The following is a 25685-nucleotide window of genomic DNA, read 5'->3' as shown; positions in this document are numbered from 1 at the left end:
CGTGCGCGCGAAGAACGCGAAGAACCGGACGCCCTGGACACAGGTCCTGGCCCTCACGGCAACCGCGGGAATCCTGGCCACCGGATGCTCCGGCGGAGGAACCGAGAACGCCGCGGACCCCGCCAGGGACCTTCATCTCCAGGCCGCCGCCGCCGCGGGCCCCGACCCCTTCACGCAGTCCACCGCCGCCACGGGCACGAGCACCCCGCAGGTCACCCGAATGCCGCAATCCACGGCACCGGGAAGCGCCACCCCGCAGGGCCGTACCTTCTCCGGCGAAACCCCCGGCCTCTACGGCGGCACCCAGTCCGTGGGGAGCTGCGACGTCGAGCGACAGGTCGGTTTCCTCACCGCGGAGCGCACCAAGGCGACCGCGTTCGCCCAGGCCGCCGGTATATCCCGCACCGACGTCCCGGACTTCCTCCGCGACCTGACCCCCGTCGTGCTCCGCGCGGACACCCGCGTCACCAACCACGGCTACCGCGGGGGCAGCGCCACCGCCTTCCAGTCGGTCCTGCAGTCCGGCACCGCCGTCCTCGTCGACAGCCACGGCATGCCGCGCGTCCGCTGCGCCTGCGGCAACCCGCTGACGTCCCCCACCGCGCTGAACGGCACACCGCGCCACCAGGGCCAGGAGTGGACCGGCTACCGCCCGGCCGACGTGGTCGTGGTGACTCCGGCGCCCCAGATCATCCAGAACATCACCATCGTCAACATCACCGACAACACCTGGATCGAACGCAGGACGGGCGACGAGGGCGACCAGGACCGCCGTGTCCCGCCCCCCGTCACGCCGCAGCCCACCTCCACGGCCCCCTCGACCCCCTCGACGACGGCCCCCACGACTCCCACCAGCCCCACGACTCCTTCCACGTCCACCTCCACCGCCCCGACCTCGACCGAACCCCCCGAGGGCGCGACGACCCCGGAGACACCGGACGACCCCACCGACGAGCCGTCGGAGGAGACCCCCACCGACGAGTCGACCGGGCCGACCACGGAGGAGCCGCCCGAGACGGATCCCGGCGAGAGCGCGACGGACCCCGACGCGAGCACGGAGGAGAGCGCGGACGAGAGCGCCGAGGAGAGCGCCGAGGAGAGCGCCGAGGAGAGCGCGAGCGGGACCGCGACGGGGACCACGTCCGAGACCCCGGGCCCCGACGCGGTCCCCGACACCCCCGACCAGCGCGACGGCGGCGGCCTGATCCCGGACGCCCCCGACGAGGGCTGAGCGCACAGGCCCGCCGGGCCCCACGGCCCCGGCCGTCCCGGACCGCCTCCGTACGGCACGCGTCCCACGTGCGGCACCCCCACCCTCCGCATAGCGTTGGCCGTATGGACGCGGGCAGCGGGGGTGGCGAGGAGCCCGGGAGTTCCCCGGGCGGGGAGCGCCCGGAGGACGACTCGCCGCGTGGATTCCTGGAGGCGTACGGGCGCGGCCTGCGCATGGGCAGCTTCGACTGGGACCTCGACAGCGGGCTCATGCACATGGACCGCAACGCCCACGACGTGTTCGACCTCCGGCCGGAGGAGTACGACGGACATCCCGAGAACCTGGGGCTCCGCGTACCGCCGAGCGACGCGGGACGGCTCGACGCGATGGTGTCCCAGGCGCTGAAGAACGGCGACGAGAACTACGGCGCGTACTTCCGGATCCGCACGCGCGAGGGCGAGCTGCGCTGGACCCACACCCGCGGCTACGTCCGACGCGACGAGACCGGCCGGCCGCGCCGCATCGTCGGCATCATCCGCGACGCCACCGACGAGCTCAACGACGCCACCGTGCAGCACGAGCGGGCCGCCCGCGAGGCCGTGCGGCGGCGCGAGACCAGCGTCGTGCAGAACACCACCGCGGCCCTCGCGCACGCCCGCACCGTCCGCGACGTCATCGACGTGCTGCGCGAGACGCACGGTGTGGAACATCTGGGCGCGACCAGCTTCGTGATGGGTCTGGTGCGGGCCGGGCGCATCCACCTCGTCGCCGAGGGGCCCACCGGCAGCTTCGTACCCGGCACGCACGTGACCCGCGTCGACGACCCGTACCCGATGGGCGAGGTCGTGCGCACCCTCAAGCCCCGGTTCATCGAGTCGCCCGAGGACTTCGCCGAGTCGTACCCGGTGCTGTGGCCGCACATCACCCATCTCGGGATCCACTCGGCCGCGTACCTGCCGCTCATCGCGCAGGCCCGGCCCATCGGCGCGGTCGGCCTGCTCTACCACGACCGCAGGGGCTTCTCCCAGTCCGAGCGCAACGTGCTCGTCGCCCTCGGCAGCAGCATCGCGCAGAGCCTGCAGCGCGCCATGTTCTACGAGCAGGAGAAGGACCTGGCGCAAGGACTGCAGCAGGCCATGCTGCCGCGGTCCATCCCGAACGTGGCCGGTGCCGACATCGCGGTCCGCTACCGCTCGGCGTCCCTCGGCCGGGACATCGGCGGTGACTGGTACGACGTCATACCGCTGCCGGGCGGCCGGGTCGGCGCCGTCATCGGGGACGTACAGGGCCACGACACGCACGCCGCCGCCGTCATGGGTCAACTCCGCATCGTGCTGCGCGCGTACGCGGCCGAGGGCCACACCCCGGCGACCGTCATGGCCCGCGCCTCCGTCTTCCTCCACGAGCTCGACACCGAACGGTTCGCGACCTGCCTGTACGCCGAGGCCGACCTGACGACCGGCGTCGTCCAGATCGTGCGGGCGGGCCACCTCGACCCGCTCCTGCGGCGGACCGACGGCACCTGCCGCAAGGTGCCCGCCGAAGGCGGTCTCCCGCTCGGCCTGTCCGCCGAGTTCGGGCGGCTCGAATACCCGGTCACGACCGTCGAACTCGACCCGGGGGAAACCCTGTTGCTGTGCACCGACGGCCTCGTCGAACAGCCCGGCACCGACCTCGACGACGGCCTGCAGCACCTCACCACGCTCGTCGGGAACGGCCCCTTCGACCTCGACCGACTCGCCGACCGGCTCTGCTCCTCCGTCGACGCCCGCGGCGGGGACGACGACGTCGCGCTCCTGCTGCTGCGGCGCCGCGGCGCGGGCGCACCCCAGAGCGGCGGCCGGCTCACCGAACACGTGCCGCCCGGCGATCCCGACGCCCTCACCGCCGCCCGGCACATGATCCGCGCGGCCGTCCGCGCCTGGGGCGCGGGGGAGCGCGCCGACGAGATCGAACTCGTCGCCGACGAACTCATCGTCAACGCCCTCATGCACACCGAAGGACCGGCCATCGTCACCCTGCGCGTCCTCACCGGCCCCGACCGAAGACTCAGGGTCGACGTGGAGGACACCTCCAGCGCCCTGCCGCGCCGCCGCGAAGCCGGCGAGGACGGCGTCTCCGGGCGCGGGCTGCTTCTCGTCGACCGGCTCGCCGACGTGTGGGGCGTGGAAGCGCGAGGCGGGGGCAAGTGCGTGTGGTGCGAGTTCGTCGTGCCCGCCCGAACGTGACAGGAGGCCGGCCGGTATGCCCGAACTGCCCGAGGTGGAAGCGCTCCGGGGCTTCCTCGCCGAGCACCTGGTGGGACACGAGATCGTGCGCGTCCTGCCCGTCGCGATCAGCGTCCTGAAGACGTACGACCCTCAGGTCACCGCCCTCGAAGGGCGCCCCGTCACGGCCGTGACCCGGCACGGCAAGTTCCTCGACATCGACGCGGACGGCCTCCACCTGATCACCCATCTCGCCCGCGCGGGCTGGCTGCAATGGCGCGATCGGCTCCCCGACGGCCCGCCGAAACCCGGCAAGGGCCCCCTGGCGCTGCGCGTCGCCCTCGAAACGGGGGAGGGCTTCGACCTCACCGAGGCCGGCACCACCAAGAAGCTCGCGGTGTACGTCGCCCAGCACCCCGGCGACGTACCGGGCGTCGCCCGCCTCGGCCCCGACCCGCTCGCCGACACCTTCGACGAAGCCGCCTTCGCGGCCCTCCTCGACAGCGAACGACGCCAGATCAAAGGGGCGTTGAGAGACCAGAAACTGATCGCGGGCATCGGCAACGCCTACAGCGACGAGATCCTCCACGCCGCCCGCATGTCCCCGTTCAAACGCGCCGCCACCCTCACACCCGACGACATCCACACCCTCTACGAGGCCCTGCGCGCCACCCTCACCGACGCCGTCGCACGCTCGCACGGAGTCGCCGCCGGACGCCTCAAGTCCGAGAAGAAGAGCGGCCTGCGCGTACACGGCCGAACCGGCGAACCGTGCCCCGTGTGCGGCGACACGATCCGCGAAGTCAGCTTCAGCGACAGCTCGTTGCAGTACTGCCCGACCTGCCAGACGGGCGGAAAACCTTTGGCCGACCGCAGGATGTCACGCCTGCTGAAGTGACTGCCGTCGACGTGGCCAGTTGTCCGGACCGCCGCCCCCCAGCCCCTCACCCGCGCACCGGCAGCGACAGCAACCGCCCACCCCCGATCGCCCGCACCTCGAAACGCGCGATGTCTGCGGGCCGCTCGGCCGAGCCGCCCGTGATCTCCACGCGGGCGCCTCCGCCCGCCCGGCCGCCGCCCACCGCCCAGCTCGCCACGGTCTGCCGGCTCCCGTCCCGGCCCACCGCGACCAGCTCGCAGGTGCGCGGACCGCCCGAATCGCTGACGTCCAGGGCGACTTGGCTGCCCCAGGAGCGCTCGTCCGCCGTGAGCGTGGCCGCGACGCCGGAGCCCGTGTCGCGGCCGTGCAGTGCGATTCCGTCCCGGTCCGTGGGGCCGCGCAGCAGTGACGCGCCCGCCCCGGCCGCCGTCACCAGCAGCGCGAGCGCGACGGTCGCCGCCCACAGTCGTCTGCGCGCCGAGCGGTGCAGCGCGCCGAGGCGGTCCACGGTCCGCTCGACGAGCGTCGGCGCGGGCCGCGCGAACCACTCCACGCGGGGCGGCGTCGCCCGCGCGTACATCGCCAACAGGCCGGTCGTGGGACGCAGTTCACCCACGTACGCCGTGCACACCCCGCACTCCACCAGGTGATCCTCGAAGCGGAACCGGTCCGCCGGGTCGAGGACCCCCAGCGCGTAGGCGCCGGCGTCGCGATGCCGTTCCAGGGACCTCATGCGTTCCTCCTGCTCTCGCCCACCGGTACGCACGAGGCAGCCGATTCATTCAAGCGACCGTCCGATTACACTCCGGCGCATGCTGCGCGTACTGGCCGTCGACGACGAGGAACCCGCCCTCGCCGAACTCCTCTACCTCCTGCGCTCGGACCCTCGAATACGCAGCGCCGAGGGCGCCACGGACGCCACCGAGGCGCTGCGCCGCATCGGCCGTGCCCTGGAGGAGGGCCCCGGCGGCGACGGTGCCGTCGACGTGCTCTTCCTCGACATCCAGATGGCGGGCCTGACGGGCCTCGACGTGGCCAGGCTCCTGGCCGGTTTCGCCCGCCCGCCGCTCGTCGTCTTCGTCACCGCCCACGAGGACTTCGCCGTCCAGGCCTTCGAGCTCAAGGCCGTCGACTACCTCCTCAAGCCGGTGCGCCGCGAACGCCTCGGCGAGGCCGTCCGAAGAGTCGCCGAACGGGTTTCCCTCGCCCCGCCCCCGGCCACCGTCTCCGACCGCATCCCCGTCGAACTCGGCGGTGTGACAAGGATGTTGGCCGTCTCCGACATCATCTACGCCGAAGCGCAGGGCGACTACGCCCGGCTCCACACCACTGACGGCACCAGCCACCTCGTCCGCATCCCGCTCACCACCCTCGAGGAACGCTGGCAGCCCCTCGGCTTCGTCCGCGTCCACCGCAGCCACCTCGTCGCCCTGCACCGCATCGACGAACTCCGGCTGGACGGCGCAGGGATGACGGTGCGCGTCGGCACCGCCGAGATCGCGGTCAGCCGCCGCCACACGGGCCGGGTGCGCGAACTGCTGATGCGCCGGGCCACCGGCTGACCAGCCCCCTTCCTTACGCGCACGGCTGATGCCTACACTCCGCCCGTGTCCGAACCCCGACGACAGGTGGTGACCGGCGAGCCGCGTACCGCGCACGGCGCGGCCGGTCCGCCCGGTCTGCGCACCCAGTGGGAGATCGACGAGCAGACCACGCTCGGCGCCGCCTACGTACGCTCCCTCATGCGCAGCCAACTCCGCGCGGGCATCAGTGCGTTCGTGGTCCTCGCCGCTCCCGTCGCGGTGCTTCCCCTCTTCTTCGGCGCCCTGCGCAACGCGGCCGTCGAATGGCTCGTCCTCGGCTTCGGCTGCTACCCCTTCCTGGTCCTCATCGCCTGGTGGTACGTGCGCAGGGCCGAGCGCAACGAACGCGACTTCGCGGCCCTGGTCCGCGGCCGCGACACCAAGGACCCCGGGGCGCCGTGAACGAGGCGTACGCGATACCCGCGGTGGCCGTCGTCGTCCTCGCCACCGTCCTCATCGGCGGCTTCGGCCTGCGTATCTCCCGCACGACATCCGACTTCTACGTCGCGTCGCGCACCGTCGGCCCGCGCCTCAACGCGGCGGCGATCAGCGGCGAGTACCTCTCGGCGGCCTCGTTCCTCGGGGTCGCGGGCCTGCTGCTCGTCCATGGCCCCGACATGCTCTGGTACCCGGTCGGCTACACGGCGGGCTATCTCGTCCTGCTGGTCTTCGTCGCGGCACCGCTGCGCCGCTCGGGCGCGTACACCCTGCCCGACTTCGCCGAGGGCCGCCTCGAGTCCCGCCGGGTCCGCCGCGTGGTCAGCATGTTCGTCGTGGGGGCGGGCTGGCTGTACCTCGTGCCCCAACTCCAGGGCGCGGGGCTGACGTTGCAGATCCTCACCGGGGCGCCCCGCTGGTTCGGCGCCGCGCTGGTGGCCATGGTGGTGGTCCTGGCCGTCGCCGCGGGCGGCATGCGCTCCATCACCTTCGTCCAGGCCTTCCAGTACTGGCTGAAGCTGACGGCGCTCCTGGTCCCCGCCTTCTTCCTGCTCCTCGCCTGGCGCGGCCAGGGCGGCCAGCCCCCGGCCCTCTCCTCGGGCGACCTCCCCCCGGCCGGCGCCGGCGCGGGCCAGCCGCTCGCCACCAGCCGCGCCGACCATCCGCTCTACGCCACGTACGGCCTGATCGTCGCGACCTTCCTCGGCACGATGGGCCTCCCGCACGTGGTGGTCCGTTTCTACACGAGCCCCAACGGCGGCGCGGCCCGCCGCACGACGGTGGTGGTCCTGGCCCTCATCGGCGTCTTCTACCTGCTGCCGCCCCTGTACGGCTGGCTCGGCCGCCTCTACGTCCCCGAACTCACCGCAGCCCAGGACGCGGACGCCACCGTCCTGCTGCTGCCGGGGCGCGTCGTGGACGGTGTCGCGGGCGACCTCCTGGGCGCGCTGGTGGCGGGCGGCGCGTTCGCGGCGTTCCTCTCCACGGCGTCGGGCCTGACGATGGCGGTGGCCGGAGTGGTGAGCCAGGACGTGCTCCCCACCCGAGGCGTGCGCCACTTCCGGCTCGGCGTGGTCCTGGCGATGGCGGTGGCCCTGGGCGGCGCCCTGCTCGTCGACGGGGTGCCGGTGGCGGACGCGGTCGGCATGGCCTTCGCGGTCTCGGCGTCCTCGTTCTGCCCCCTGCTGGTCCTCGGCATCTGGTGGCGCCGCCTCACCCCGCCCGGCGCCCTGGCAGGCCTCTTCCTGGGCGGCGGCTCGGCGCTCCTGGCCGTCACCCTGACGGTCTCCGGAGCGGCGACCTCGGGCTGGCTCCACACCCTCCTGGCCTGGCCGGCGGTCTGGTCGGTCCCGGTCGGTTTCCTGGCGATGATCCTGGTCTCCCTGGCCACACCCGAGGCGATCCCCCCACACACCACAGCCACCATGACCCGCCTCCACCTGCCGGAAACCTTGAAGTCCCAGAGGTCCATCGCCCCAAAGGGGCGCGGGGAACTGCGCGAGCAACCACCGACGACGGTCACCGCCGAGGGGACCGGCGGGAGGACGGCGGGTGGCGCCTCTGAGGGGCGCGGGGAACTGCGCGAGCAACCACCGACGACCGGCATCCGCGAGACGCCGCAATGGACAGCGGCGGGTGGGCATCAGGGGCGCGGGGAACCGCGCGACCAGCCACCCACGACCGGCATCCGCGACGCGACCGGGCCGACCACGGCGAGAGGCGAAGACCAGTGACAGCCACCGGCACGGTCACCGCGACCCTCCTCGCCCTCTGCCCGGTCCTCCTCGGCGCGGGCTTCCTGCTGGGCCGCCGCACGGCCCACCCCACGGGCCGCAGCGACGTGGGAACCCCCGTGGAGCGAGCCACCTTCGAGACCCTCCACACCGCATCCCTCGCCGCCCCGGCCCTGCGCGCGGGCCTCACCGAGGACACGGCCCGCAAATCGGCCCGCCGCCTGCGCAGCCTCCTCGGCACGGAGGCCCTCGCCCTGACCAACCGCTCCACGGTCCTGGCCTGGGACGGCACGGCCGAACACCCGCACGCCAAGAACGTCATGCCGCAACTCGAACCCCTGCTCGCCGGCGGCCGCACCGTCGCGTTCGACTGCGGCTGCGACACCGTCGACTGCCCCCTGCGCTGGGCGGTGGCGGCGCCCATCGTGGCCGACGGCCGGGTCCGCGGCGCCGTCGTCGCCTGCGCGCCCCGCGAGTCCGCCGTCCTGGCCCGCGCCACCGACGAGGTCGCCCGCTGGGTCTCGGTCCAGCTCGAACTCGCCGAACTGGACCGCTCGCGCACCCGTCTCATCGAGGCCGAGATCCGCGCCCTGCGCGCCCAGATCTCGCCCCACTTCATCTTCAACTCCCTAGCGGCGATCGCGTCGTTCGTACGCACGGACCCGGAGCGGGCCCGCGAACTCCTCCTGGAGTTCGCCGACTTCACCCGGTACTCGTTCCGCCGCCACGGCGAGTTCACCACCCTGGCCGACGAACTCCATTCCATCGACCAGTACCTGGCCCTGGTCCGCGCCCGCTTCGGCGACCGCCTCACCGTCACCCTGCAGATCGCCCCGGAGGTCCTCCCGGTGACGCTCCCGTTCCTGTGCCTGCAGCCCCTCGTGGAGAACGCGGTGAAGCACGGCCTGGAGGGCGCCGTCACCCGTAGCCGCATCTCCATCGGCGCCACGGACGCGGGCGCGGAGGCCGAGGTCGTCATCGAGGACGACGGCGTGGGCATGGACCCGGAGAAGCTGCGGGCGGTCCTGCGCGGCGAGGGCGACCGGACGACCGGCATCGGCCTGTCCAACGTCGACGAGCGCCTGCGTCAGGTGTTCGGCGACGCGTACGGCCTGGTGATCGAGACCGGAGTGGGCGCGGGCACGAAGATCACGATCCGCATCCCGAAGTACCGGGCGGGCGTCTACGCACCCTGAGCGGCCCGCACCCCACCGCCGGTTCAGAACAGATGGATGGCCAAATGGCCGAGCGGCAGCCCGAGTTGCCACGCAGGCGTCCACACCTGCGGCCCGTCCTCCTCGTCGGGCACCGGCACCGCGTCGAGGTCCGGAGCCAGCAGCTCGGTCTCCTCCAGCCATCTCCAGGCCACCGTCGCGAGCTCCAGGTCGGGCGAACGCCGCTCCGCCCCGCGCGCCCGCGCCTCGCGCTCCGCGAACCGGGCCCGGACCCACGACTGCCACGGCTGGTCGTAGGCGGTCAGCGACGACCACATCTCCAGCTGCGAGACCACCCGGATCCCGGACAGCTCGTCTCCCACGTCGGACAGGAAGATCGTGAGGGCGAGCGCGTCACGACCCGCCCGGAACTCGAAGGACGTCGGCGGCATCAGATCGCCGGTCCGCAACAGCTCGTCCGCGATGTACTCGGCGTACAACCACGCCATGGGAACAATGAGTTCGCCGCCAGGGGCACCTGACGTACCGCCCTCGTGTCCGTGCAACATCCCTTCCTGCCTTCCTCCGGTCCGTGCGCTTCGCCGGCCCCCGGGTCCCACCCGTCCAACTCACCGGGGAGGACAGCGGATTACTCAACCGAGGAAATGGCACCCTGAGCAAGGCGCTTTACTGATGCTTGACCTAGTGTCCGGTTTCATCGCAGGTCAGCCGCGTACCCGGGCAAAACCCTCCGCAACGCCCGCAACGCGTAATACGCACGGGACTTAACGGTACCCGCGGGAATGCCGAGTGCTCGTGCGGCCTCCGCCACGCTCGCCCCCTTGAAGTACACCTCAAGGAGTACGGCCCGGTGGTCGGGGCTGAGCGTCGCCACCGCCGACCGCACGTCGAGCGCCGCGGCGGACCGCTCCGCGTGATCGGCGCACACCCGTGCGCTCTCCAGGATCGCGTCGCCGACCTCCGCCGGACGGGCGAGCCGGGCCCGCCGCGCGTCGATGGCGAGCCTGCGGCCGACCGTGAAGAGCCAGGGCCGCACCGACTCGTACTCCGCGCCCAGCGCCTCCGGGTGCTGCCAGGCCCGCACGTACGTCTCCTGGACCAGGTCCTCGGCGCGCTGCCGGTCCCCGTCGCACAGCCGCAGCAGGAACGAGAACAGCGGCCCGCCGTGCTCCCGCTGGACCTGGGCGAGGTCGTCCTCGGTGGTCGTGGGTGTGGTGAGCGCCGTCGTCATGCGCGTATGGCAACGCAAGGCCCACCGCCCGCCCAGGGCCCGCGCGCGGCTCTGCGCCAGGCGGTCGAAGCCGTCGACGAACGGTGCGGTGAACGGGCGGAGTGGCGGCGTGAGGTGACGCCATCTCAGGGACGGCACCGGTATGGGGCCTTGACTCGCCTTTGTCCTCGCACGTGGATACGTATCGCGAAAATCACCGCTAAAAGGAGACTGGCTGATGCCGCCGAAGACACCGAGCCCGCGCCGTCGGACCCGACGGGGAGGGACGGCCCTCGCGGCCGTCCTCGCGGCACTCTGCGCGGCCTCCTGCGCCGCGCCGGGACGCGCACCGCAGCGCACGCCCGCGCCGCCCTCCGCGGCCGCGGGAGCCCACGCGGTACCCCGCGGGTTCACGCTCGTCGCGTCCGGCGACGTGCTCCCGCACACCTCGATCATCGCCCGGGCCCACGAGGACGCGGACGGCGACGGCTACGACTTCCGCCCGATGCTGGCGGGCGTCCGGCCAGTCGTGTCCGAGGCGGATCTGGCGATCTGCCACATGGAGACGGTGTACGGCGCGCCCGGCGAGTACAGCGGCTACCCGGACTTCAAGTCCCCGCCCCAGGTGGCCGCGGCGCTCACGGCCACCGGCTACGACTCCTGCTCGACCGCCTCGAACCACACCCTGGACGACGGCGCGGACGGCATCGCGCGCACGCTCGGCGCCCTGGACCGCGCGGGCGTCGAGCACGCGGGCTCGGGCCGCACCGCGCAGGAGGGCCGCGGTCCCGCCCTGCTGCGCGCGGGCGGCGCCAAGGTGGCCCAACTCGCCTACACCTACGGCACGAACGGCTACCGACTGCCCGAGGGCAGACCCTGGGCGGTGAACCTGATCGACCGCCGGCGCATCGTCGAGGACGCCCGCGCCGCCCGCCGGGCGGGGGCCGACGTGGTCGTCGTCTCGCTCCACTGGGGCACGGAGTGGCAGGACGCCCCGGATGCCCGACAAGTACGCCTCGGAAGGCAGTTGACCGCGTCCCGCGCCCACGGCCGCCCCGACGTCGACCTGATCCTCGGCACCCACGCCCACGTCCCGCAGGCCTACGAGAAGGTCAACGGGACCTGGATCGTCTACGGCATGGGGGACCAGATCGCGGGCGAGATGTTCAACCCCGAAGGCGCCCAGGACGACCGGGGCAACATGGGCACCCTCGGCCGCTTCACCTTCGCCCCGCCCGCCCGCGCGGGGGAGCGCTGGCGGGTGACGAAGGCGGAGTTCCTCCCGCAGTGGTTCGACCTCGACTCCGGCCGCGTCGTCGACGTGGTCCGCGCCGTCGCCGACGGCGCGGACCTCGAGACCGTCCGCGACCGGATCCGCCGGGTCGTCCTGAGCCGCGGCGCCGCGCAGGACGGCCTCGTGATGGCCGAACGGTCCTGAACTACTCCTGGGGGCGAGCCAGTTCGGACCGTTTGTACGAGTACCCGAAGTAGACGACGAGCCCGATCAGGAACCACACGGCGAACCGCACCCACGTCTGCCACTGCAGGAACGTGATCAGCCAGATGGAGAACACGACCCCGAGCGCGGGCACGACCGGCATCCCCGGCGTACGGAAGGTGCGGGGCAGATCCGGCTGCCGGTAGCGCAGCACGATCACCGCCACGCACACCACCACGAACGCCAACAGGATCCCGATGTTGGTCAGTTCGGCCGCCTCGCCGATCGGCAGGAATCCGGCGATGGCGGCCGACGCGAACCCGACGATCCACGTCACACGTGTCGGCACGTGCCGCGTGGGGTGCGTCTTCGCGAACCACTTCGGCAGCAGCCCGTCACGGGACATGCTGAACCAGACGCGAGTGACTCCCAGCATGAACGTAAACATGACAGTCAAGATGCCGATGATGGCGCCGACCGCGATCACGTCCGCGAGACCGCTCAGCCCCACCGACTTGAACGCGGTGGAGAACCCGCTCTCCGGATCGATGTCCTTGTAGTTCTGCATGCCGGTGAGGACCAGGCACGCCAGCACGTACAGCACCATCGAGATGGCGAGCGAGTACAGGATCGCCTTCGGCATGTGGCGCTGCGCGTCCTTGGACTCCTCCGCCGCCGTCGACATCGCGTCGTAGCCGAAGACCGCGAAGAAGACGGTCGCGGCGCCCGTGAACGCGCCGCTGACGCCGAACGGGAAGAACGGCGTGTAGTTGCCCGTGTCGATGTGGAAGAAGCCCACACCGATCACCAGCAGCACCACGAGGACCTTGAGCACGACGACGACCGTCTCGAAGCGGGCCGCGTTCTTGATGCCCGTGTTGAGCAGGTAAGCGACCAGCAGGCACAGCGCCGCCGCGAACAGGTCGACCTTGTGCCCGCTCCCCGTGCCGGGCGCCCCCAGCATCCACTTCGGGAGGTCCACCCCCATCTCGCCGAGCAGGAAGCTGAAGTACCCGGAGATGCCGATCGCCACGACCGCGACGATCGCCGTGTACTCCAGGAGCAGGTCCCACCCGATGAACCAGCCCGCGAGCTCGCCGAGCACCGCGTACCCGTACGTGTAGGCGGAGCCGGCCTTCGGGATGAGCCCGGCGAACTCCGCGTACGACAGGGCGGCCGCCGCGCTCGCCACACCCGCGATGAGGAACGAGATCAGCACCGCGGGCCCGGCCGTGCCGTTGGCCACCGTGCCCGCCAGCGTGAAGATGCCGGCCCCGATGATCCCGCCGACCCCGATCGCGGTCAGCTGCCACAGGCCGAGCGAACGGGCCAGCTGCTGCCCTTCACCCCCCGCGGCGGCCCCCGCGTCCTCGATCTGTTCGATGGGTTTGCGGCGCAGCACGCCCTGCCTCATCCGCGATCCCGGTGGAACGGCCATGAGCTCACCTCTTCGCCTACGCGACGTCGGCTGACGGCCGATCAGGATGCACCCGTGACGAGAGGGACGGAAGAAGGCGCGCTGCCGGACGGGGCCTACGGCACGACGGTGACCGGCCAGCGCCCCGCCTTCACCAGGCGCACGGCGACCGAGCCGACGATGCGGTGCCCGGCCTGCTCCGAGGCGCCGACGACCACCGCGTCCGCCTTGAGCTCGTCGGCGGCGGTGACCAGGCCGCTGAACGGGTCGCCGCGGAAGGTGTGGAACTCCCAGCGCACGTCGTATATGCCCTTGACCCGCTCCGTCGCCTCGCGGATGTAGGCGACCAGGCCCTCCGCGATCTCGTCGGTGGTCTCGGCGATCGGCACCCCGAGGGCGGCCCCGGCCGCCATGACGGGCTGCACGTACACGACGGCGAGCAGCGCGTGCTGCCGGCGGGCCAGGCCGCCTGCGTAGGCCGCCGCCCGGAACGAGGAGTCGGAGCCGTCGACACCGACGACGATCACCTTCGGGCCGTCCGTGCCGCGCTCGAACTGATGGGGCTGCTGTTCGGTCACGGCCAGAGGCTAACGGAAAGCCCAGGTAGGGGGAGCGGCGGGGCGCCCGGCCGCCACCGGGCGCCGCCGCTGAACGGGTGCTTTCGCGCGTCCCAACCGGTGGTGGTGTGCGCCACCGCGCCGACACCGTGTGACGGATGAAGCATGACAACCCCTCAGATGCCGCCAGGACGCCGTACGTTGCTGCGCGGCTTCACCGCCGTCGGTCTGGCCGCCCTCACCGGCTGCACGGCGACCGACCGGGCCGCCGCACCGACCGGCCCGGGCCCGGGCGCCGCGCCCGCCGCCGGAGCCCCCGCGGCCCGCCCGCTCAAGCCGTCCGCGTACCGGCTCAGCCCGATCGCCGGATACGGTCCGCAGCGTGCCGCCCGCGCCCCGCTGAAGGTCCGTCACGAGCCGATCCTCAACTGGGACTTCGAGCGCGGGGACCGCGCCATGGTGCTCACCTTCGACGACGGCCCCGACCCCCGGTACACCCCCGACATCCTGCGCACCCTGCGCAAGCACGACGTCCGCGCGATGTTCTTCGTGTGCGGCGAGATGGCGGTCGAGAACAAGGACCTGCTGCGCGAGATGGCCGACGACGGCCACGTCATCGGCAACCACACCTGGACGCACCCGCTGCTGACCCGGATGACCCGGTCCGGGATGCGGCCCGAGATCGAGCGGACCTGCGAGGTCGTCGAGGACGCGGTCGGCGAGGCGCCCGCCTGGTTCCGCGCTCCCTACGGGGCGTGGAACCGCGCCGCGTTCCGCCTCGGCGCCGAGCTCGGCATGGAACCCCTCGCCTGGACCGTCGACACCCTCGACTGGAACACCCCGGGCACCGGCACCATCGTCTCCCGGGTGCTCGGCGGGGCGGCACCCGGTGTGATCGTCCTCAACCACGACGCCGGCGGCAACCGGTCGCAGAGCGTCGCCGCGCTGCGCGAGTATCTGCCCGCGCTGCTCGACGACGGATACCGCGTCACGGTTCCGCGCCGCCGACTCGCCTGACCCGCACCCCGTACGGGCGCCCGCCGGGACCGCGCGCTCAGCGCACGGACACCAGGCGGGCGAAGGCCACGACATTCCCGTCGTAGCCGTGCTGCTTCGAGAAGCCGCCGCCACAGGTGATGACCCGCAACTCCGGTGCGCCGGTGGATCCGTAGACCTTCTTGCCGGGGAATTTCGACTTCTCGAAGACCTCCAGACCGTAGATCCGGAACACGGCCGTCTTTCCGTCCTTCCGTTTCACCTCGACGTGGTTTCCCTTCTTGAGGGAGCCGAGGCCGTAGAACACCGCCGGGCCCTGCATGTTGTCGACGTGCCCGACGATGACGGCCGTCCCTTTCTCGCCCGGTGACACGGCACCCGAGAACAGGCCTGCCAGGTTCGGGTCCTGCGGCGGTGGCGCGTCCACCCAGCCCTCCGCGTCGAGGCCGACCGGCATCACCGGCGCGTCCACCCGGATCGCCGGGATGCGCACCCGGTCCACCTGGGAGAACGGCAGCGGTTCCGGTGCCTTCGACGTGGCCCAGGCCGGCGCGCTCGTGTCCGCGGCAGCGGCCGAGGCGGGCTGTGGCGGCCCGATGTCGAATTCCCCCGATCCATTGCGGATCAGGGCGAGACCGGTGAGCAGCACCAGCGCCATCACGCCCCAGGGGGCGCGCTTTCTCGGCTGCTCCTCCTCTTCCAGCATTGCGTCGGACATTCGCTCATCCCCTCTGGAAACGGCGGCGAGACCGGATCCGTTGCGCGTACCAGCACGCTAAGTCGGCCGCGCACACCCAGCGACGGGGCAAGAGCGAACGGGTGGCCGCCGGAAGGGCGTTTCGGAATGCCGGTGAGCCATCCGAGGTGCCACTCCGAGGAATTTTCTGACGGTCCGTGACCTGCGGTGATATCCCTTCTCGGGGAATTCCTCCGGTGTGTCGGCTCACCAGGACGGCCGATTCCCGAAATGCGGCTGTGCGCACGGCATCTGAGGGTTCGTCTGGGAGGCGTTCTCGCCGAAAGTCCCGGGGACCGTTCCCCGGGGACGCCTTCCGCGGAGGATTTCCATGCGTACCACCCGTGCCTTGGCGGTGTCCGCCGCCGCGGTCGCCGTCGTCGGACTCGCCGCCCCCGCCGCGTCGGCCTGGGAGGACCCGACCAACCTCTCCGTCTCGCCCAGCGTCGTCCCGCGCGGCGGCCAGGTGACCGTGTCGGTCGACGGGACGAAGTGCCAGTCGAACAGCACGGCGTCGTCCGACGCCTTCGGCACGATCAACCTGAGCGCGGTCCCGGGCGGCAGCCAGGCCAGCGGGACGGCCACCGTGCACGACAGCGCCAACGTCGGCGCGCACGACGTCAGCGTCAGCTGCCAGGGCGCGCCCCTGACCAGACCGGCCGCGTTCACCGTCATCCACGGTGGGGTGCGCGGTGGTCTCGGCGGTGCCACCGAGACCGGGGCGACCACCACCGACATGGCGATCGGCGGGGCGCTGGTGGCCTCGGCGCTGATCGGCGGCGGCGTGTTCTGGATGCGCCGCCGTGCGGAGGGCAAGGCGTAACGCCTCCGAGAAGACGGGCAGGGCGGGCCCCGACCCCCTTCACGGGGCCCGCGCCGCACGTGAACGGGCCGGTGCCCCGAAGACCCTGCGGTCTTCGGGGCACCGGCCCGTGCGGGTGTCCGTCAGGCGTCGCCGTCTCCGGTGCGGCGTCGCGAGAAGTAGTACGCGGACCCCAGCGCACCCGCGATCAGCGCCGCGCCGAGGCCGATCTCGTGCAGGTCGAACCCGCCGAGGCTGCCGCCGATGCCGGCCTTCACTCCGTGATGGACGGGTGGCGGTGTCGGATCGGTTCTGCCGGACGCGATGGTGAGGTCGACGGTGCGGCTGCCTCCGCCGGAGCAGGAGAACTTCACCGTGTACATGGCGCCCTGCTTGGCGTCCCAGTCGACGGTGGCGTTGCGCTGACCGCTGCCGTTGCCGATCGTGACGCTGTCGAAGATCCCGGCCGAGACGGTCGTGTCGCCGTTGCAGCCGCTCGCGTAGAGCGCGACCTGACCGCCCGCGGCGATCGTCGTGGGGGAGACGCTGACCTGGAACGGATCGGACTCCTTCGCCGCCGCGGACGGTGCGGTGAGCGACAGGACGGTGAGACCGAGCGCAGCTGCGGAAGCGGTGCGTATCGCGATCATGGTGGAGTTCCTCCGGGTCCACGAGGAGCAGCTGCGGACCGGTTCCGCTGGCTTGGGACAAGCACCTCGCTGCCGGAAACGCTAGGGACACCCCCTTATGGGCGCGATCGGTGTCGTACGAACGGGGCATCTGTATGGGCCGTACAGGGGACCCGTCGGCCCGTCGGCGTCAGCCGGCGCCCGGAAAGAGCATCAGGAACGGCTCGGCCGTCGCCGCGACGCCGCGGCTGTAGGGCGCGTCGAAGTCCCAGATGAGGAAGAGCAGGAAGGCGATCAGCGCGGAGAAGAGTCCGGCGAGGATCAGCTCGCGCGGGGTGCGGCGGATCTGCAGGGCGAAGATCATGCCGATCGTGACCAGCCCGCCGACGATCAGGCCGAACCAGACGACCCCCGGCATGGTGGCGCCGGTGGAGTCCGCGCGGGCGTTGCGCGCGTCGTCGGCGGCGGTGACCTGGTCGACGAGCGGCTGGTAGGCCTGGGCCTGGAAGTCGTTCTTCGGCTCGTAGTCGGTGACGTCGTGGCGCACCGTGTCGAGCAGCTGCGTGCCCTTGTCCGTCAGCTCGCCCTTGGAACGCATCGCCTTCCACTCGGTGGTGACGACATGGCTGACATAGGCGTCGACATCCCCGCGGATCCGTTCCCGGACGTCGGGCGGGTAGACCCGGACGCGTTCGTGGATCTCGTGCAGCGCCTGCGCCTCGTTGCGGACGTGGTCCTGGGCCGCGCTGCGGGCCTCCCACACGCCCGCGATGGCCAGACCCAGCACGATCGCGTAGACCACCCCGATCATCATCGTCATGTACTCGATCACGTCCGGGGTCTCCGACGGATCGTCGTCGTCGCCGATTCTGCGCTGCTGCAGCACTTGGACGACCAGCACGATGGCGCACACGGCGACCATGGCGAGGGCGAGAACAAGCCATTCCGACATCGATTACTCCACAAAGGTTCAGCGGGGGCGCAGTGCGGCGACCGCGAGCACCGCGGGCGCGGTGATGAGCAGGGTGAGAGTGACGAGCGACGGGCCGCTCTGCGGTGGCGCGCGGTGCACCGTGGGGCGGTAGACCGGGTAGTGCACGGGCGTCGGTGTGGGGGAGGGGCGCTTGGAGTGGGTGGGGGTCGGTGTGGGGGTCGGGGTCGGGGTCGGGGTCGGGGTCGGCCTCGGTGGTTCCGGGGCGGGGGGCGGAGGCGTCGGCGTCGGTGGGGGTGGCGGCGGCGGAGGCGGTGGTGGTGGTTCGGGGGGTGGGGGAGGAGCGGGCTTGGGCGGTGGCGGTTTGGGCGTCGGCTTCTTCGGCGGGGGCGTGCTCGGGCCCGCGCTGCAGATGACGTCGTCGCCGGAGACCGCGACGGCGCCCCCCGTACCGCCGCCGTCGACCGACGCGTAGGCGCAGCTGTCGGACGGGGTGAGGGCCGTCGCCGCCGCGGGCGCCCCGCACAGCCAGGCGACGACCACCACCGCCAGGACTCGTGTGACCAGGCCGGAGACAGGGCGTCCGGCCTGCTGGATTCGGTGCACGACGGAGATCATGAGCGGCGTCGCGGGCCGGCACTCGGTGGTTGCCGCGAAATGCCCCGAAGGTGGGTAGTGGGAGCACTCGGCGTTTGAGCCCCCTCGCCCCGCGCTCGCCGGGCCGCGCCAGAAATCTTGAACAGCGTTGAACGCACCTGCCGCCCCCGCTCGTACCTAGAGCCATGTGCGGACCCGACCGGGTCTCGCAACACCCAAGCAACATGCGGGAGTTGACGATGAAGACCTCCTGGCGGAGCGCCTCGTTCGTAGCGACAGCTGCGGCCCTGCTGGCGCTCACGACGGCGTGCGGTCAGGACAAGGGAGACCAGAGCGCGAACGGGCAGAACGTGGACAACGCGGCGAACGCGGCCGACGCGCCCCAGGCGGACGGCGCGTACGGCTCGGACGGTTACGGCTCGTCCGGCGACAGTTCCGCGAGCCCCGCGGCCAAGGGCAAATCGGCGGGCCAACTCGCCGCGTGGGACAGCAAGAAGCTCGGCAAGGTGCTCACCGACAGCGCGGGGATGACCCTCTACCGGTTCGACAAGGACACCGCAGAACCGCCCAAGTCGAACTGTGACGCCGCGTGCCTGAAGACCTGGCCGGCGGTCCCCGCGAGCGGTGCCAAGGCCGTCACGGGTGTCGACCCGTCGCTGCTCGGCCAGGTCACCGCGGCGGACGGCACCAAGCAGCTCACCGTCGCGGGCTGGCCGATGTACCGGTACGCCATGGACACCAGTCCTGGCGACGCCAAGGGTCAGGGGGTCGGAGGGACTTGGTACGCGGCCGCCCCCGACGGCAAGAAGGCGAGCCCGGCCGCGGCGGCCGAACCCGCGGACCTCGCGGGGCTCTCGACCCGCAAGGACCCGAAGCTCGGCGAGATCGTCGTGGACAAGAACGGCATGACCGTCTACCGGTTCCTCAAGGACTCGGCATGGCCGATCAAGTCCAACTGCGTGGGCGCGTGTGCGCAGAAGTGGCCCGCCGTCGCGCCGGTCGCGAAGAACGACACCAAGGACATTCCCTTGAAGGGTTACATGACGTTCACCAGGCCCGATGGCTCCAAGCAACAGACGCTGAACTGCTGGCCCGTCTACACCTTCTCCGGCGACAAGAAGCCGGGTGACACCAACGGCCAGGGCGTCGGAGGAACTTGGTATGCGGCCGCCCCGGACGGAAAGCCGGTGGGCGCGGCGAAGTGATACAACACGTAACAACCCAGGAGGGGCCGGTGCGTCCGGCGAGCGGCTCGCAGTAGAGTCGTCAGGGATTTGGCGAATCGCCGGTCCGTTCCCCGCGTGGCCAAGTGATGGTCATGCGGCGGGAACGGACCGGTTCTTTTCGGTTGGGAAAGAGATGGTTTCGGGGTGGTTTCGGATCGTCGCCAATTGGCACGTGCCGGAGGCAGTGACCGAGAACGGACGGTCAATTTCCGTTTTGACTCGCTCCTTTGTCGGTTGATCAGTAGCCTCGCCTCGAACACCGGCTCGCCTACGCCTTGGAGAGACTGATGGAGCGACCCGCCTGGGCACCGCAGGGCATCGACATCACGGTGCCCAGCGTGTCCCGGATCTACGACTACTACCTGGGCGGTTCGCACAACTTCGAGGTCGACCGGGAAGCCGCCCGCAAGGCCATGGAGTTCATGCCGGGCCTGCCCAGGATCATGCAGGCGAACCGGGCGTTCATGCGGCGGGCCGTGCGGTACGCCGCGGACCAGGGCGTGGACCAGTTCCTCGACATCGGCTCCGGCATCCCCACCTTCGGGAGCGTCCACGAGGTGGCCCAGCGGGCGAGACCGGGCTCCCGGGTCGTCTACGTCGACCACGACCCGGTCGCCATCGCGCACAGCAGGGCGGTCCTGGAGGGGAACCCGGACACCGCCGTCGTCGCGGCCGATCTGCGCGGGCCGCGCGAGATCCTGCACAGCGCCGAGGTCGGCGAACTCCTGAACCTCCAGCGGCCGGTGGCGCTCCTCCTGGTCGCCGTGCTGCACTTCATCGAGGACGCCGACGACCCGTACGGGGCCGTGGCCGAACTCAGCGAGGCACTCGCTCCGGGCAGCATGCTGATCGTGACGCATGCCTCCTGGGAGGGAGTGCAGCTGGCGACCGAGCAGGCCGACGGCGCGGTCGACGTCTACCGGAACGATGTCCGCAATCCGCTGATCATGCGGAGCCGCGAAGAGATCGCACGGTTCTTCAAGGGGTACGAGGTGGTCGAACCCGGCATCGTCCCGATGCCGGTGTGGCGGCCCGAGAACGCGGCGCAGGACGTCGAGGACGCGGACCCGTACACATTCGCGGGCTATGTGGGAGTGGGGCGCAAGGCGTGAGCGAAGAGCCGGGCGGACCGGAAGACAGACTGCGCAGGTTCGCCACGATCTGGAGCCGGGCCATCTTCCCGGTGACGGCGACGTCCCTGACCAGGCCCGAGTTCGAGCAGGAACTCGTGCCGCTCGCCCGCAGACTGCGCGAAGCGCTGGCCGCGCGGACCCTGGACGCCGCGCAGGGGCAGGCGGTCGGCGCCGCCCTCGTCGACGCGCACTGCACCGACCCCGAGGCGCTCAGCCGCACCCTCGACGTCGTCGACGCGTACCTCGTCCTGTACTGCGGCGAGGAGGCGAACAGCCCCGAGCGCGAGGACGATCTGCGGGCCCGCTGCGCCCGCATCCAGCACACCGTGGCCGCCGGCTTCGCCGCCGCGCTGCGCGAGCGCACCCTCGTCGAGCAGGAGGCCATCTCGCGGGCCGCGCTGAACGCCCGCAGTGCCGTCGCCGAGGCGCTGCACGCGAGCGAGGCCCGGTTCCGCGCGGTGTTCCACGGCGCCGCGATCGGTATCGGCATCGCCGCGCTCGACGGCACGGTGCTGGAGGTCAACGACGCCCTGGTGCGGATGTTCGGCGGCAACGAGGGCACGCTGCGCGGCCGCAACGTCCGCGACTGGACGCACCCCGACGACGCCCCGCAGGTGTGGCACCTCTACCAGGAACTGGTGCGGGGCGAGCGCGAGCACTACCGGGTGGAGAAGGCGTTCTACCGCCCCGACGGCACCGCGCTGTGGACCAACCTGACGGTGTCGCTGCTCCGCGACAAGGACGGCGTCCCGCAGTACCAGCTCGCGCTGATGGAGGACACGACCGAGCGCCGCCTGCTGAACCTGCGCCTGCGCTACGAGGCGACGCACGACGCGCTGACCGGCCTCCCCAACCGCACGCTGTTCTTCGAACGCCTGGAGAAGGTGCTCGGCGCGGGCGAAGGCGCGCGGTTCGGCCTGTGCTACCTGGACCTCGACGGCTTCAAGACCATCAACGACAGCCTCGGTCACGCCGTCGGCGACCGGCTCCTCGTCGAGGTCGCCGACCGCCTCCAGTCCTGCGCCACCGCGCGCGGGGAAATGGTGGCGCGGCTCGGCGGCGACGAGTTCGTGCCCCTGACCACGGGCCGCGACACCGAGGCGGAGGTCGACGAGCTCGCGGGCCGCATCATGAACGCGCTGGCCACTCCCATCCGCATAGACGGCCGTGAGCTCACGGTGCGCGGCTCGATCGGCATCGTCGAGGGCCCGGTCGGCGACCGCAGCGCCGCCGAGGTGCTGCGCAGCGCCGACATCACCATGTACCGGGCCAAGTCCGCGGGCGGCAACCGCTTCGAGCTCGCCGACCCGGAGGCCGACGCCCGCGCGATCACCCGGCACGGCCTGACGACGGCGCTGCCCGCCGCCCTGGACCGCGGCGAGTTCTTCATCGAGTACCAGCCGCTCGTCCACCTCGGCGACGGCAGCGTGCGCGGCGCCGAGGCCCTGGTCCGCTGGCTGCACCCGCAGCACGGGGTGCTCGGCCCGGACCGCTTCATCCCGCTCGCCGAGCACACGGGCCTCATCGTGCCGCTGGGGCGCTGGGTCCTGGAGGAATCGGTCCGCCAGGCCTGTGTCTGGCAGGAGCGCCATGCGGAGGCGGGCCCCCTGCGCATCAACGTCAACCTGTCCCCGATGCAGCTCACGCACCCCGGGCTCGTCGCCGACACGGTCGACATCCTGGAGCGCTCGGGCCTCGAACCGGGCGCCCTCTGTCTCGAAGTGACGGAGTCGGCGCTGATCGGCGCCGACGACGACCTGCTCAAGCCCCTGCGCAGGCTCTCCGAGATGGGCGTCGACATAGCGCTCGACGACTTCGGCACCGGTTACTCGAACCTCGCGAACCTCCGCCGCCTCCCGGTGAACGTCCTCAAGCTGGACCGTTCCTTCACCCAGGGCATGCAGCAATTCCCCGCTGACCCGGTCGACTTGAAGATCGTGGAGGGCATCGTCTCGCTCGCCCACAGCCTGGATCTCGCGGTCACGGTCGAGGGCGTCGAGACGGGCGCGCAGGCCGAGCAGCTGCGGGAACTGGGCTGCGACACGGCCCAGGGCTGGTACTACGCGCGGCCTGGCCCGCCGGACCGCCTCCACGAGCTGGCGCTCGCCGACGCCACCGGGTGAGCACGACGTGATCCGCTGGTCCTACGCGTTCATCGACCGGCCGTACGGGAAGTTCGGCGCGGCCTGCGACTTCTGGGCGCGGGTCACGGGCTCCCGCCTGTCCGAACTCCGGGGCGAGCGCGGCGAGTTCGCGACTCTGCTGCCGTACGAGGACGGGGCGGACGCCTGCCTGAAGGTGCAGGGCGTGGCGGACGGCGCCGGCGGCGCGCACATCGACCTCTGCGTGGACGACGTGCCCGGGGAGGCCGCGCGGGCCGCCGCGCTCGGCGCCCAACCGGTCTACGCCGAGCCGGGGTTGGAGGTGCTGCGCTCTCCGGCGGGGCATCCGTTCTGCCTGGTGGCGTGGGACGGGGAGTCGGTGGTGCCGGGGCCGGTCGAGCCGTCCAACCGGCTCGACCAGATCTGCCTGGACACGGCTCCGGGCGCGTACGAGGCGGAGGTGGACTTCTGGGCGGCGCTCACCGGTTGGCCCGAAGTGCCGTGCGGGGGAGCGGAGTTCCGTCGGTTGGCGGCTTCTCCGGTGCAGTTGCTGTTCCAGCGCCTCGACTCGAACGACACGGCGTCGGCGCACCTGGACATCGCGTGCGCGGATGCCGATGCGGTACGGCTGCGGCACGAGTCGCTGGGCGCGGTGTTCGTGCGCGAGGGCACGGACTGGCTGGTGATGCGGGATCCCTCCGGGGGCGTGTACTGCTTGACGCGGAGGACCCCGTAGGGGTTCCTGTTCCGTTGCCGGGCGCGCCGTTCGTCGTGGCTGGTCGCGCAGTTCCCCGCGCCCCTGCCAGCGAGCTCCGCTCGCTCCAGGGGAAGCTGCGCGGAGCGCATGCTTCAGGGGCGCGGGGAACTGCGCGACCAGCCCCCACCGGAGCCGCAGCCGCGAGACGAACAGCACCCGGCAGTCGCGAAGGCGAGCACGACCAGCCCCGCCGAGCCGCGGCCGAACGACAGGAAAGGCGCCCCGCACCGTCACCCGCCCCGCTGCACCAGCATCCGCTGAAGCTCCCGCGCAGCCCGCGGCGGCGCCACGTCCGACCGGTGCGCCAGCGCGATGGTCCGCCGCAACCCGGGACGGGCCAGCGGCGTCACCCGAAGATCCGCGCCGGCCCGCAGCGCCACCATCGACGGCACCACCGCGACCCCGAGCCCCGCCCGCACAAAGCCAAGGACCGCGTCCATCTCGCCGCCCTCCACCGCGAAGTCCGGCTCGAACCCCTCCGCCCGGCACGCCGCGACGGTGAGTTCCCGCAGGTCGTACCCGTGCCGGAACATCACGAGCCGCTCACCCTCCAGGTCCGCGATCCGTACGGACCGCCGCCCGCGCCCCGGCCGCGCCGCATCGGGCGACGACACCACGACCAGCTCCTCGCGCAGCAGTTCCACGGTGGTCAGCGCGGGCGCGGGCGCAGGCAGCGGCAGGACGACCAGGGCGAGGTCCAGCGCCCCGCGCGCGAGTTCCCGTACGAGATCGTGCGAGCCGCCCTCCTCGATCAGCAGCTGGATCCCCGGATAGCGGTCGTGGAACGCGCGCAGGACGTCCGGCAGCAGGCCCGTGCACAGCGACGGGGTGGCGCCGAGCCGCACCCGGCCGCGCCGCAGCTGCGCCAGCTCCTGCACCTCGTGGCGTGCCGTGTCCGCGTCGGCGAGGATCCGGCGGGCCAGCGGCAGCAGGGCCTCACCGGCGTCGGTGAGCGTGATGTTGCCGCGCGCCCGCTGGAACAGATCCACCCCCAGTTCCCGCTCGAGCGCCCGGATCTGCTGGGACAGCGACGGCTGGGCGACATGCACCAGCTCGGCGGCGCGCGTGAAGTGCCGGGTCTCCGCGACCGCGACGAAGTACTGGAGCTGCTGGAACTGCATAACGGCCACTGTAGCCGCACGATAGTCACAGCCTATGGAAATGAGCTGGTCCATGTCTTGGACCGATCGGGTCCTTGGGCCCTAGCGTCTGGTGACATGGCTCTGGCAACGCGGACGGACCGACGACCGTCCATGACGCGCACGATCTGGGACAGCTCTCTCGGCAAGAAGACCGTGATGGCCGTCAGCGGACTCGTGATGCTGCTCTACCTGGTCGCGCACATGATCGGGAACCTCAAGATCTTCTTCGGCCCCGAGGAGATCAACCACTACGCCCGCTGGCTGCGCACCATGGGCGGCCCGGTCCTCCACTACGAGTGGGGCCTGTGGATCGTGCGCGTCGTGCTCGTCGTCGCCGTCGTGGCCCACGCGACATCCGCGTACCAGCTGAGCCGCCGCGACATCAAGGCGCGCCCCAGCAAGTACGTGCACAAGAAGCCGAGCGCCAGTTACGCCACGCGCACCATGCGCTGGGGCGGCATCATCCTCGGCCTCTTCATCGTCTGGCACATCCTCGACCTGACGACCGGCACGGTGCACCCGGGCGGCTACGAGCACCTGCACCCGTACCAGAACATCATCGACACGTTCTCGACCTGGTACGGCAACGTCATCTACATCGTCGCGATGCTCGCCCTCGGCCTGCACATCCAGCACGGGTTCTGGAGCGCCGCGCAGACCCTCGGCGTCGGCAGCCGCACCCGCGACCGCGTCCTGAAGACCGTCGGCAACGTCCTCGCCGCACTGCTCACGCTCGGCTTCATCGCCGTGCCCGTGGGCGTCATGACCGGATTGGTGAGCTGA

The 25685-nt window shown here is 71.8% G+C and carries 25 protein-coding genes; 15 read left to right on the top strand and 10 right to left on the bottom strand.

Annotated features, from left to right (window positions below; translation table 11 throughout):
- Nucleotide 1 precedes the first annotated feature (1 nt).
- The 3 genes from B072_RS44500 to B072_RS0131210 all read left to right on the top strand — a co-directional run bounded on the left by B072_RS44500 (nucleotide 2) and on the right by B072_RS0131210 (nucleotide 4318).
- The gene (locus B072_RS44500; protein ID WP_018533896.1) at nucleotides 2-1231 is read left to right on the top strand and encodes a DUF6777 domain-containing protein; all 1230 of its coding nucleotides are present in this window, start codon (nucleotides 2-4) and stop codon (nucleotides 1229-1231) included.
- Between the two features lie 104 nt (nucleotides 1232-1335).
- A complete protein-coding gene (locus B072_RS0131215; protein WP_018533895.1) occupies nucleotides 1336-3441 on the top strand; it encodes a SpoIIE family protein phosphatase in 2106 nt (701 codons plus the stop codon).
- A 16-nt stretch (nucleotides 3442-3457) separates the two neighbouring features.
- A complete protein-coding gene (locus B072_RS0131210; protein WP_018533894.1) occupies nucleotides 3458-4318 on the top strand; it encodes an Fpg/Nei family DNA glycosylase in 861 nt (286 codons plus the stop codon).
- Between the two features lie 46 nt (nucleotides 4319-4364).
- Here the strand turns inward: B072_RS0131210 and B072_RS0131205 are convergent, their stop codons facing one another.
- Nucleotides 4365-5033, bottom strand: coding sequence for a zf-HC2 domain-containing protein (locus B072_RS0131205; RefSeq protein WP_018533893.1), 669 nt, complete (start codon nucleotides 5031-5033; stop codon nucleotides 4365-4367).
- 79 nt (nucleotides 5034-5112) lie between these two features.
- On the opposite strand from B072_RS0131205, the gene B072_RS0131200 reads away from it, so the two are divergent.
- From B072_RS0131200 to B072_RS0131185, 4 genes are all read left to right on the top strand, one after another.
- The gene (locus B072_RS0131200; protein ID WP_018533892.1) at nucleotides 5113-5862 is read left to right on the top strand and encodes a LytR/AlgR family response regulator transcription factor; all 750 of its coding nucleotides are present in this window, start codon (nucleotides 5113-5115) and stop codon (nucleotides 5860-5862) included.
- 69 nt (nucleotides 5863-5931) lie between these two features.
- Nucleotides 5932-6285 carry a hypothetical protein gene (locus tag B072_RS0131195; RefSeq protein ID WP_018533891.1) on the top strand — a complete coding sequence of 118 codons (354 nt, stop codon included), beginning with the start codon at nucleotides 5932-5934 and terminating at the stop codon, nucleotides 6283-6285.
- Complete coding sequence (locus B072_RS0131190; RefSeq protein ID WP_018533890.1) at nucleotides 6282-8054, top strand: cation acetate symporter; 1773 nt, start codon at nucleotides 6282-6284, stop codon at nucleotides 8052-8054. The genes B072_RS0131195 and B072_RS0131190 overlap by 4 nt, the downstream gene beginning before the upstream one ends.
- Nucleotides 8051-9250 (top strand): sensor histidine kinase, encoded by a 1200-nt coding sequence (locus B072_RS0131185; protein ID WP_018533889.1) that lies wholly within the window; start codon nucleotides 8051-8053, stop codon nucleotides 9248-9250. Before B072_RS0131190 ends, B072_RS0131185 begins: the two co-directional genes overlap by 4 nt.
- A 23-nt stretch (nucleotides 9251-9273) precedes the next feature.
- On the opposite strand, the gene B072_RS0131180 is transcribed toward B072_RS0131185, so the two are convergent.
- Together B072_RS0131180 and B072_RS0131175 are read right to left on the bottom strand one after the other, a co-directional pair.
- Complete coding sequence (locus B072_RS0131180) at nucleotides 9274-9777, bottom strand: hypothetical protein (RefSeq protein ID WP_026246491.1); 504 nt, start codon at nucleotides 9775-9777, stop codon at nucleotides 9274-9276.
- A 146-nt stretch (nucleotides 9778-9923) separates the two neighbouring features.
- Complete coding sequence (locus B072_RS0131175) at nucleotides 9924-10460, bottom strand: sigma-70 family RNA polymerase sigma factor (RefSeq protein ID WP_026246490.1); 537 nt, start codon at nucleotides 10458-10460, stop codon at nucleotides 9924-9926.
- A 217-nt stretch (nucleotides 10461-10677) separates the two neighbouring features.
- On the opposite strand from B072_RS0131175, the gene B072_RS0131170 reads away from it, so the two are divergent.
- A complete protein-coding gene (locus tag B072_RS0131170; RefSeq protein WP_018533886.1) occupies nucleotides 10678-11877 on the top strand; it encodes a CapA family protein in 1200 nt (399 codons plus the stop codon).
- A gap of 1 nt (nucleotide 11878) precedes the next feature.
- On the opposite strand, the gene B072_RS0131165 is transcribed toward B072_RS0131170, so the two are convergent.
- Nucleotides 11879-13315 carry an amino acid permease gene (locus tag B072_RS0131165; RefSeq protein WP_043245035.1) on the bottom strand — a complete coding sequence of 479 codons (1437 nt, stop codon included), beginning with the start codon at nucleotides 13313-13315 and terminating at the stop codon, nucleotides 11879-11881.
- A 95-nt stretch (nucleotides 13316-13410) separates the two neighbouring features.
- Nucleotides 13411-13872: a universal stress protein gene (locus B072_RS0131160; RefSeq protein ID WP_018533884.1), complete on the bottom strand. Its 462-nt coding sequence runs from the start codon at nucleotides 13870-13872 to the stop codon at nucleotides 13411-13413.
- 144 nt (nucleotides 13873-14016) lie between these two features.
- Between B072_RS0131160 and B072_RS0131155 the strand changes: the two genes are divergently transcribed.
- The gene (locus B072_RS0131155; protein WP_026246489.1) at nucleotides 14017-14868 is read left to right on the top strand and encodes a polysaccharide deacetylase family protein; all 852 of its coding nucleotides are present in this window, start codon (nucleotides 14017-14019) and stop codon (nucleotides 14866-14868) included.
- 37 nt (nucleotides 14869-14905) lie between these two features.
- Here the strand turns inward: B072_RS0131155 and B072_RS0131150 are convergent, their stop codons facing one another.
- Nucleotides 14906-15565: a class F sortase gene (locus B072_RS0131150; RefSeq protein WP_026246488.1), complete on the bottom strand. Its 660-nt coding sequence runs from the start codon at nucleotides 15563-15565 to the stop codon at nucleotides 14906-14908.
- Nucleotides 15566-15914: 349 nt separating this feature from the next.
- On the opposite strand from B072_RS0131150, the gene B072_RS0131145 reads away from it, so the two are divergent.
- Nucleotides 15915-16406, top strand: coding sequence for a hypothetical protein (locus B072_RS0131145; RefSeq protein ID WP_018533881.1), 492 nt, complete (start codon nucleotides 15915-15917; stop codon nucleotides 16404-16406).
- A gap of 122 nt (nucleotides 16407-16528) precedes the next feature.
- Here B072_RS0131145 and B072_RS0131140 read toward each other — a convergent pair whose 3' ends face one another.
- The 3 genes from B072_RS0131140 to B072_RS48820 all read right to left on the bottom strand — a co-directional run bounded on the left by B072_RS0131140 (nucleotide 16529) and on the right by B072_RS48820 (nucleotide 18551).
- Nucleotides 16529-17035, bottom strand: a complete 507-nt coding sequence (locus tag B072_RS0131140; protein ID WP_018533880.1) for a hypothetical protein — start codon at nucleotides 17033-17035, stop codon at nucleotides 16529-16531.
- A 169-nt stretch (nucleotides 17036-17204) separates the two neighbouring features.
- Nucleotides 17205-17966 carry a DUF4239 domain-containing protein gene (locus B072_RS0131135; RefSeq protein WP_018533879.1) on the bottom strand — a complete coding sequence of 254 codons (762 nt, stop codon included), beginning with the start codon at nucleotides 17964-17966 and terminating at the stop codon, nucleotides 17205-17207.
- A gap of 18 nt (nucleotides 17967-17984) precedes the next feature.
- A complete protein-coding gene (locus B072_RS48820; RefSeq protein WP_199791118.1) occupies nucleotides 17985-18551 on the bottom strand; it encodes a hypothetical protein in 567 nt (188 codons plus the stop codon).
- Nucleotides 18552-18781: 230 nt separating this feature from the next.
- Here B072_RS48820 and B072_RS0131120 point away from each other — a divergent pair, with 230 nt between their 5' ends.
- The 4 genes from B072_RS0131120 (at nucleotide 18782) to B072_RS0131105 (ending at nucleotide 23739) form a co-directional block, all read left to right on the top strand.
- A complete protein-coding gene (locus B072_RS0131120) occupies nucleotides 18782-19747 on the top strand; it encodes an SCO0930 family lipoprotein (protein ID WP_018533876.1) in 966 nt (321 codons plus the stop codon).
- A gap of 308 nt (nucleotides 19748-20055) precedes the next feature.
- The gene (locus B072_RS0131115; protein WP_018533875.1) at nucleotides 20056-20880 is read left to right on the top strand and encodes an SAM-dependent methyltransferase; all 825 of its coding nucleotides are present in this window, start codon (nucleotides 20056-20058) and stop codon (nucleotides 20878-20880) included.
- Nucleotides 20877-23024 (top strand): putative bifunctional diguanylate cyclase/phosphodiesterase, encoded by a 2148-nt coding sequence (locus B072_RS0131110; protein ID WP_018533874.1) that lies wholly within the window; start codon nucleotides 20877-20879, stop codon nucleotides 23022-23024. Before B072_RS0131115 ends, B072_RS0131110 begins: the two co-directional genes overlap by 4 nt.
- Nucleotides 23025-23031: 7 nt before the next feature.
- Entirely contained in the window at nucleotides 23032-23739 is a 708-nt protein-coding gene (locus tag B072_RS0131105) for a VOC family protein (protein WP_018533873.1), read from the top strand.
- A gap of 251 nt (nucleotides 23740-23990) precedes the next feature.
- On the opposite strand, the gene B072_RS0131100 is transcribed toward B072_RS0131105, so the two are convergent.
- Entirely contained in the window at nucleotides 23991-24881 is an 891-nt protein-coding gene (locus B072_RS0131100) for a LysR family transcriptional regulator (protein ID WP_018533872.1), read from the bottom strand.
- Nucleotides 24882-25013: 132 nt separating this feature from the next.
- Here B072_RS0131100 and B072_RS0131095 point away from each other — a divergent pair, with 132 nt between their 5' ends.
- Nucleotides 25014-25685 carry a succinate dehydrogenase gene (locus B072_RS0131095; RefSeq protein WP_018533871.1) on the top strand — a complete coding sequence of 224 codons (672 nt, stop codon included), beginning with the start codon at nucleotides 25014-25016 and terminating at the stop codon, nucleotides 25683-25685.

Source organism: Streptomyces sp. HmicA12, from assembly GCF_000373565.1.
Classification (GTDB): Bacteria; Actinomycetota; Actinomycetes; order Streptomycetales; family Streptomycetaceae; genus Streptomyces.
This window is presented reverse-complemented; position numbering and strand designations above follow the sequence as displayed.

Excerpts from the sequence above, each read along its gene's own strand:
- B072_RS0131215 (WP_018533895.1), top strand. The coding sequence starts at position 1,336 with ATGGACGCGGGCAGCGGGGGTGGCGAGGAGCCCGGGAGTTCCCCGGGC.
- B072_RS0131210 (WP_018533894.1), top strand. The coding sequence starts at position 3,458 with ATGCCCGAACTGCCCGAGGTGGAAGCGCTCCGGGGCTTCCTCGCCGAG.
- B072_RS0131205 (WP_018533893.1), bottom strand. The coding sequence starts at position 5,033 with ATGAGGTCCCTGGAACGGCATCGCGACGCCGGCGCCTACGCGCTGGGG.
- B072_RS0131200 (WP_018533892.1), top strand. The coding sequence starts at position 5,113 with ATGCTGCGCGTACTGGCCGTCGACGACGAGGAACCCGCCCTCGCCGAA.
- B072_RS0131180 (WP_026246491.1), bottom strand. The coding sequence starts at position 9,777 with ATGTTGCACGGACACGAGGGCGGTACGTCAGGTGCCCCTGGCGGCGAA.
- B072_RS0131175 (WP_026246490.1), bottom strand. The coding sequence starts at position 10,460 with ATGACGACGGCGCTCACCACACCCACGACCACCGAGGACGACCTCGCC.
- B072_RS0131170 (WP_018533886.1), top strand. The coding sequence starts at position 10,678 with ATGCCGCCGAAGACACCGAGCCCGCGCCGTCGGACCCGACGGGGAGGG.
- B072_RS0131165 (WP_043245035.1), bottom strand. The coding sequence starts at position 13,315 with ATGGCCGTTCCACCGGGATCGCGGATGAGGCAGGGCGTGCTGCGCCGC.
- B072_RS0131155 (WP_026246489.1), top strand. The coding sequence starts at position 14,017 with ATGACAACCCCTCAGATGCCGCCAGGACGCCGTACGTTGCTGCGCGGC.
- B072_RS0131150 (WP_026246488.1), bottom strand. The coding sequence starts at position 15,565 with ATGTCCGACGCAATGCTGGAAGAGGAGGAGCAGCCGAGAAAGCGCGCC.
- B072_RS0131145 (WP_018533881.1), top strand. The coding sequence starts at position 15,915 with ATGCGTACCACCCGTGCCTTGGCGGTGTCCGCCGCCGCGGTCGCCGTC.
- B072_RS0131140 (WP_018533880.1), bottom strand. The coding sequence starts at position 17,035 with ATGATCGCGATACGCACCGCTTCCGCAGCTGCGCTCGGTCTCACCGTC.
- B072_RS0131135 (WP_018533879.1), bottom strand. The coding sequence starts at position 17,966 with ATGTCGGAATGGCTTGTTCTCGCCCTCGCCATGGTCGCCGTGTGCGCC.
- B072_RS0131120 (WP_018533876.1), top strand. The coding sequence starts at position 18,782 with ATGAAGACCTCCTGGCGGAGCGCCTCGTTCGTAGCGACAGCTGCGGCC.
- B072_RS0131115 (WP_018533875.1), top strand. The coding sequence starts at position 20,056 with ATGGAGCGACCCGCCTGGGCACCGCAGGGCATCGACATCACGGTGCCC.
- B072_RS0131100 (WP_018533872.1), bottom strand. The coding sequence starts at position 24,881 with ATGCAGTTCCAGCAGCTCCAGTACTTCGTCGCGGTCGCGGAGACCCGG.
- B072_RS0131095 (WP_018533871.1), top strand. The coding sequence starts at position 25,014 with ATGACGCGCACGATCTGGGACAGCTCTCTCGGCAAGAAGACCGTGATG.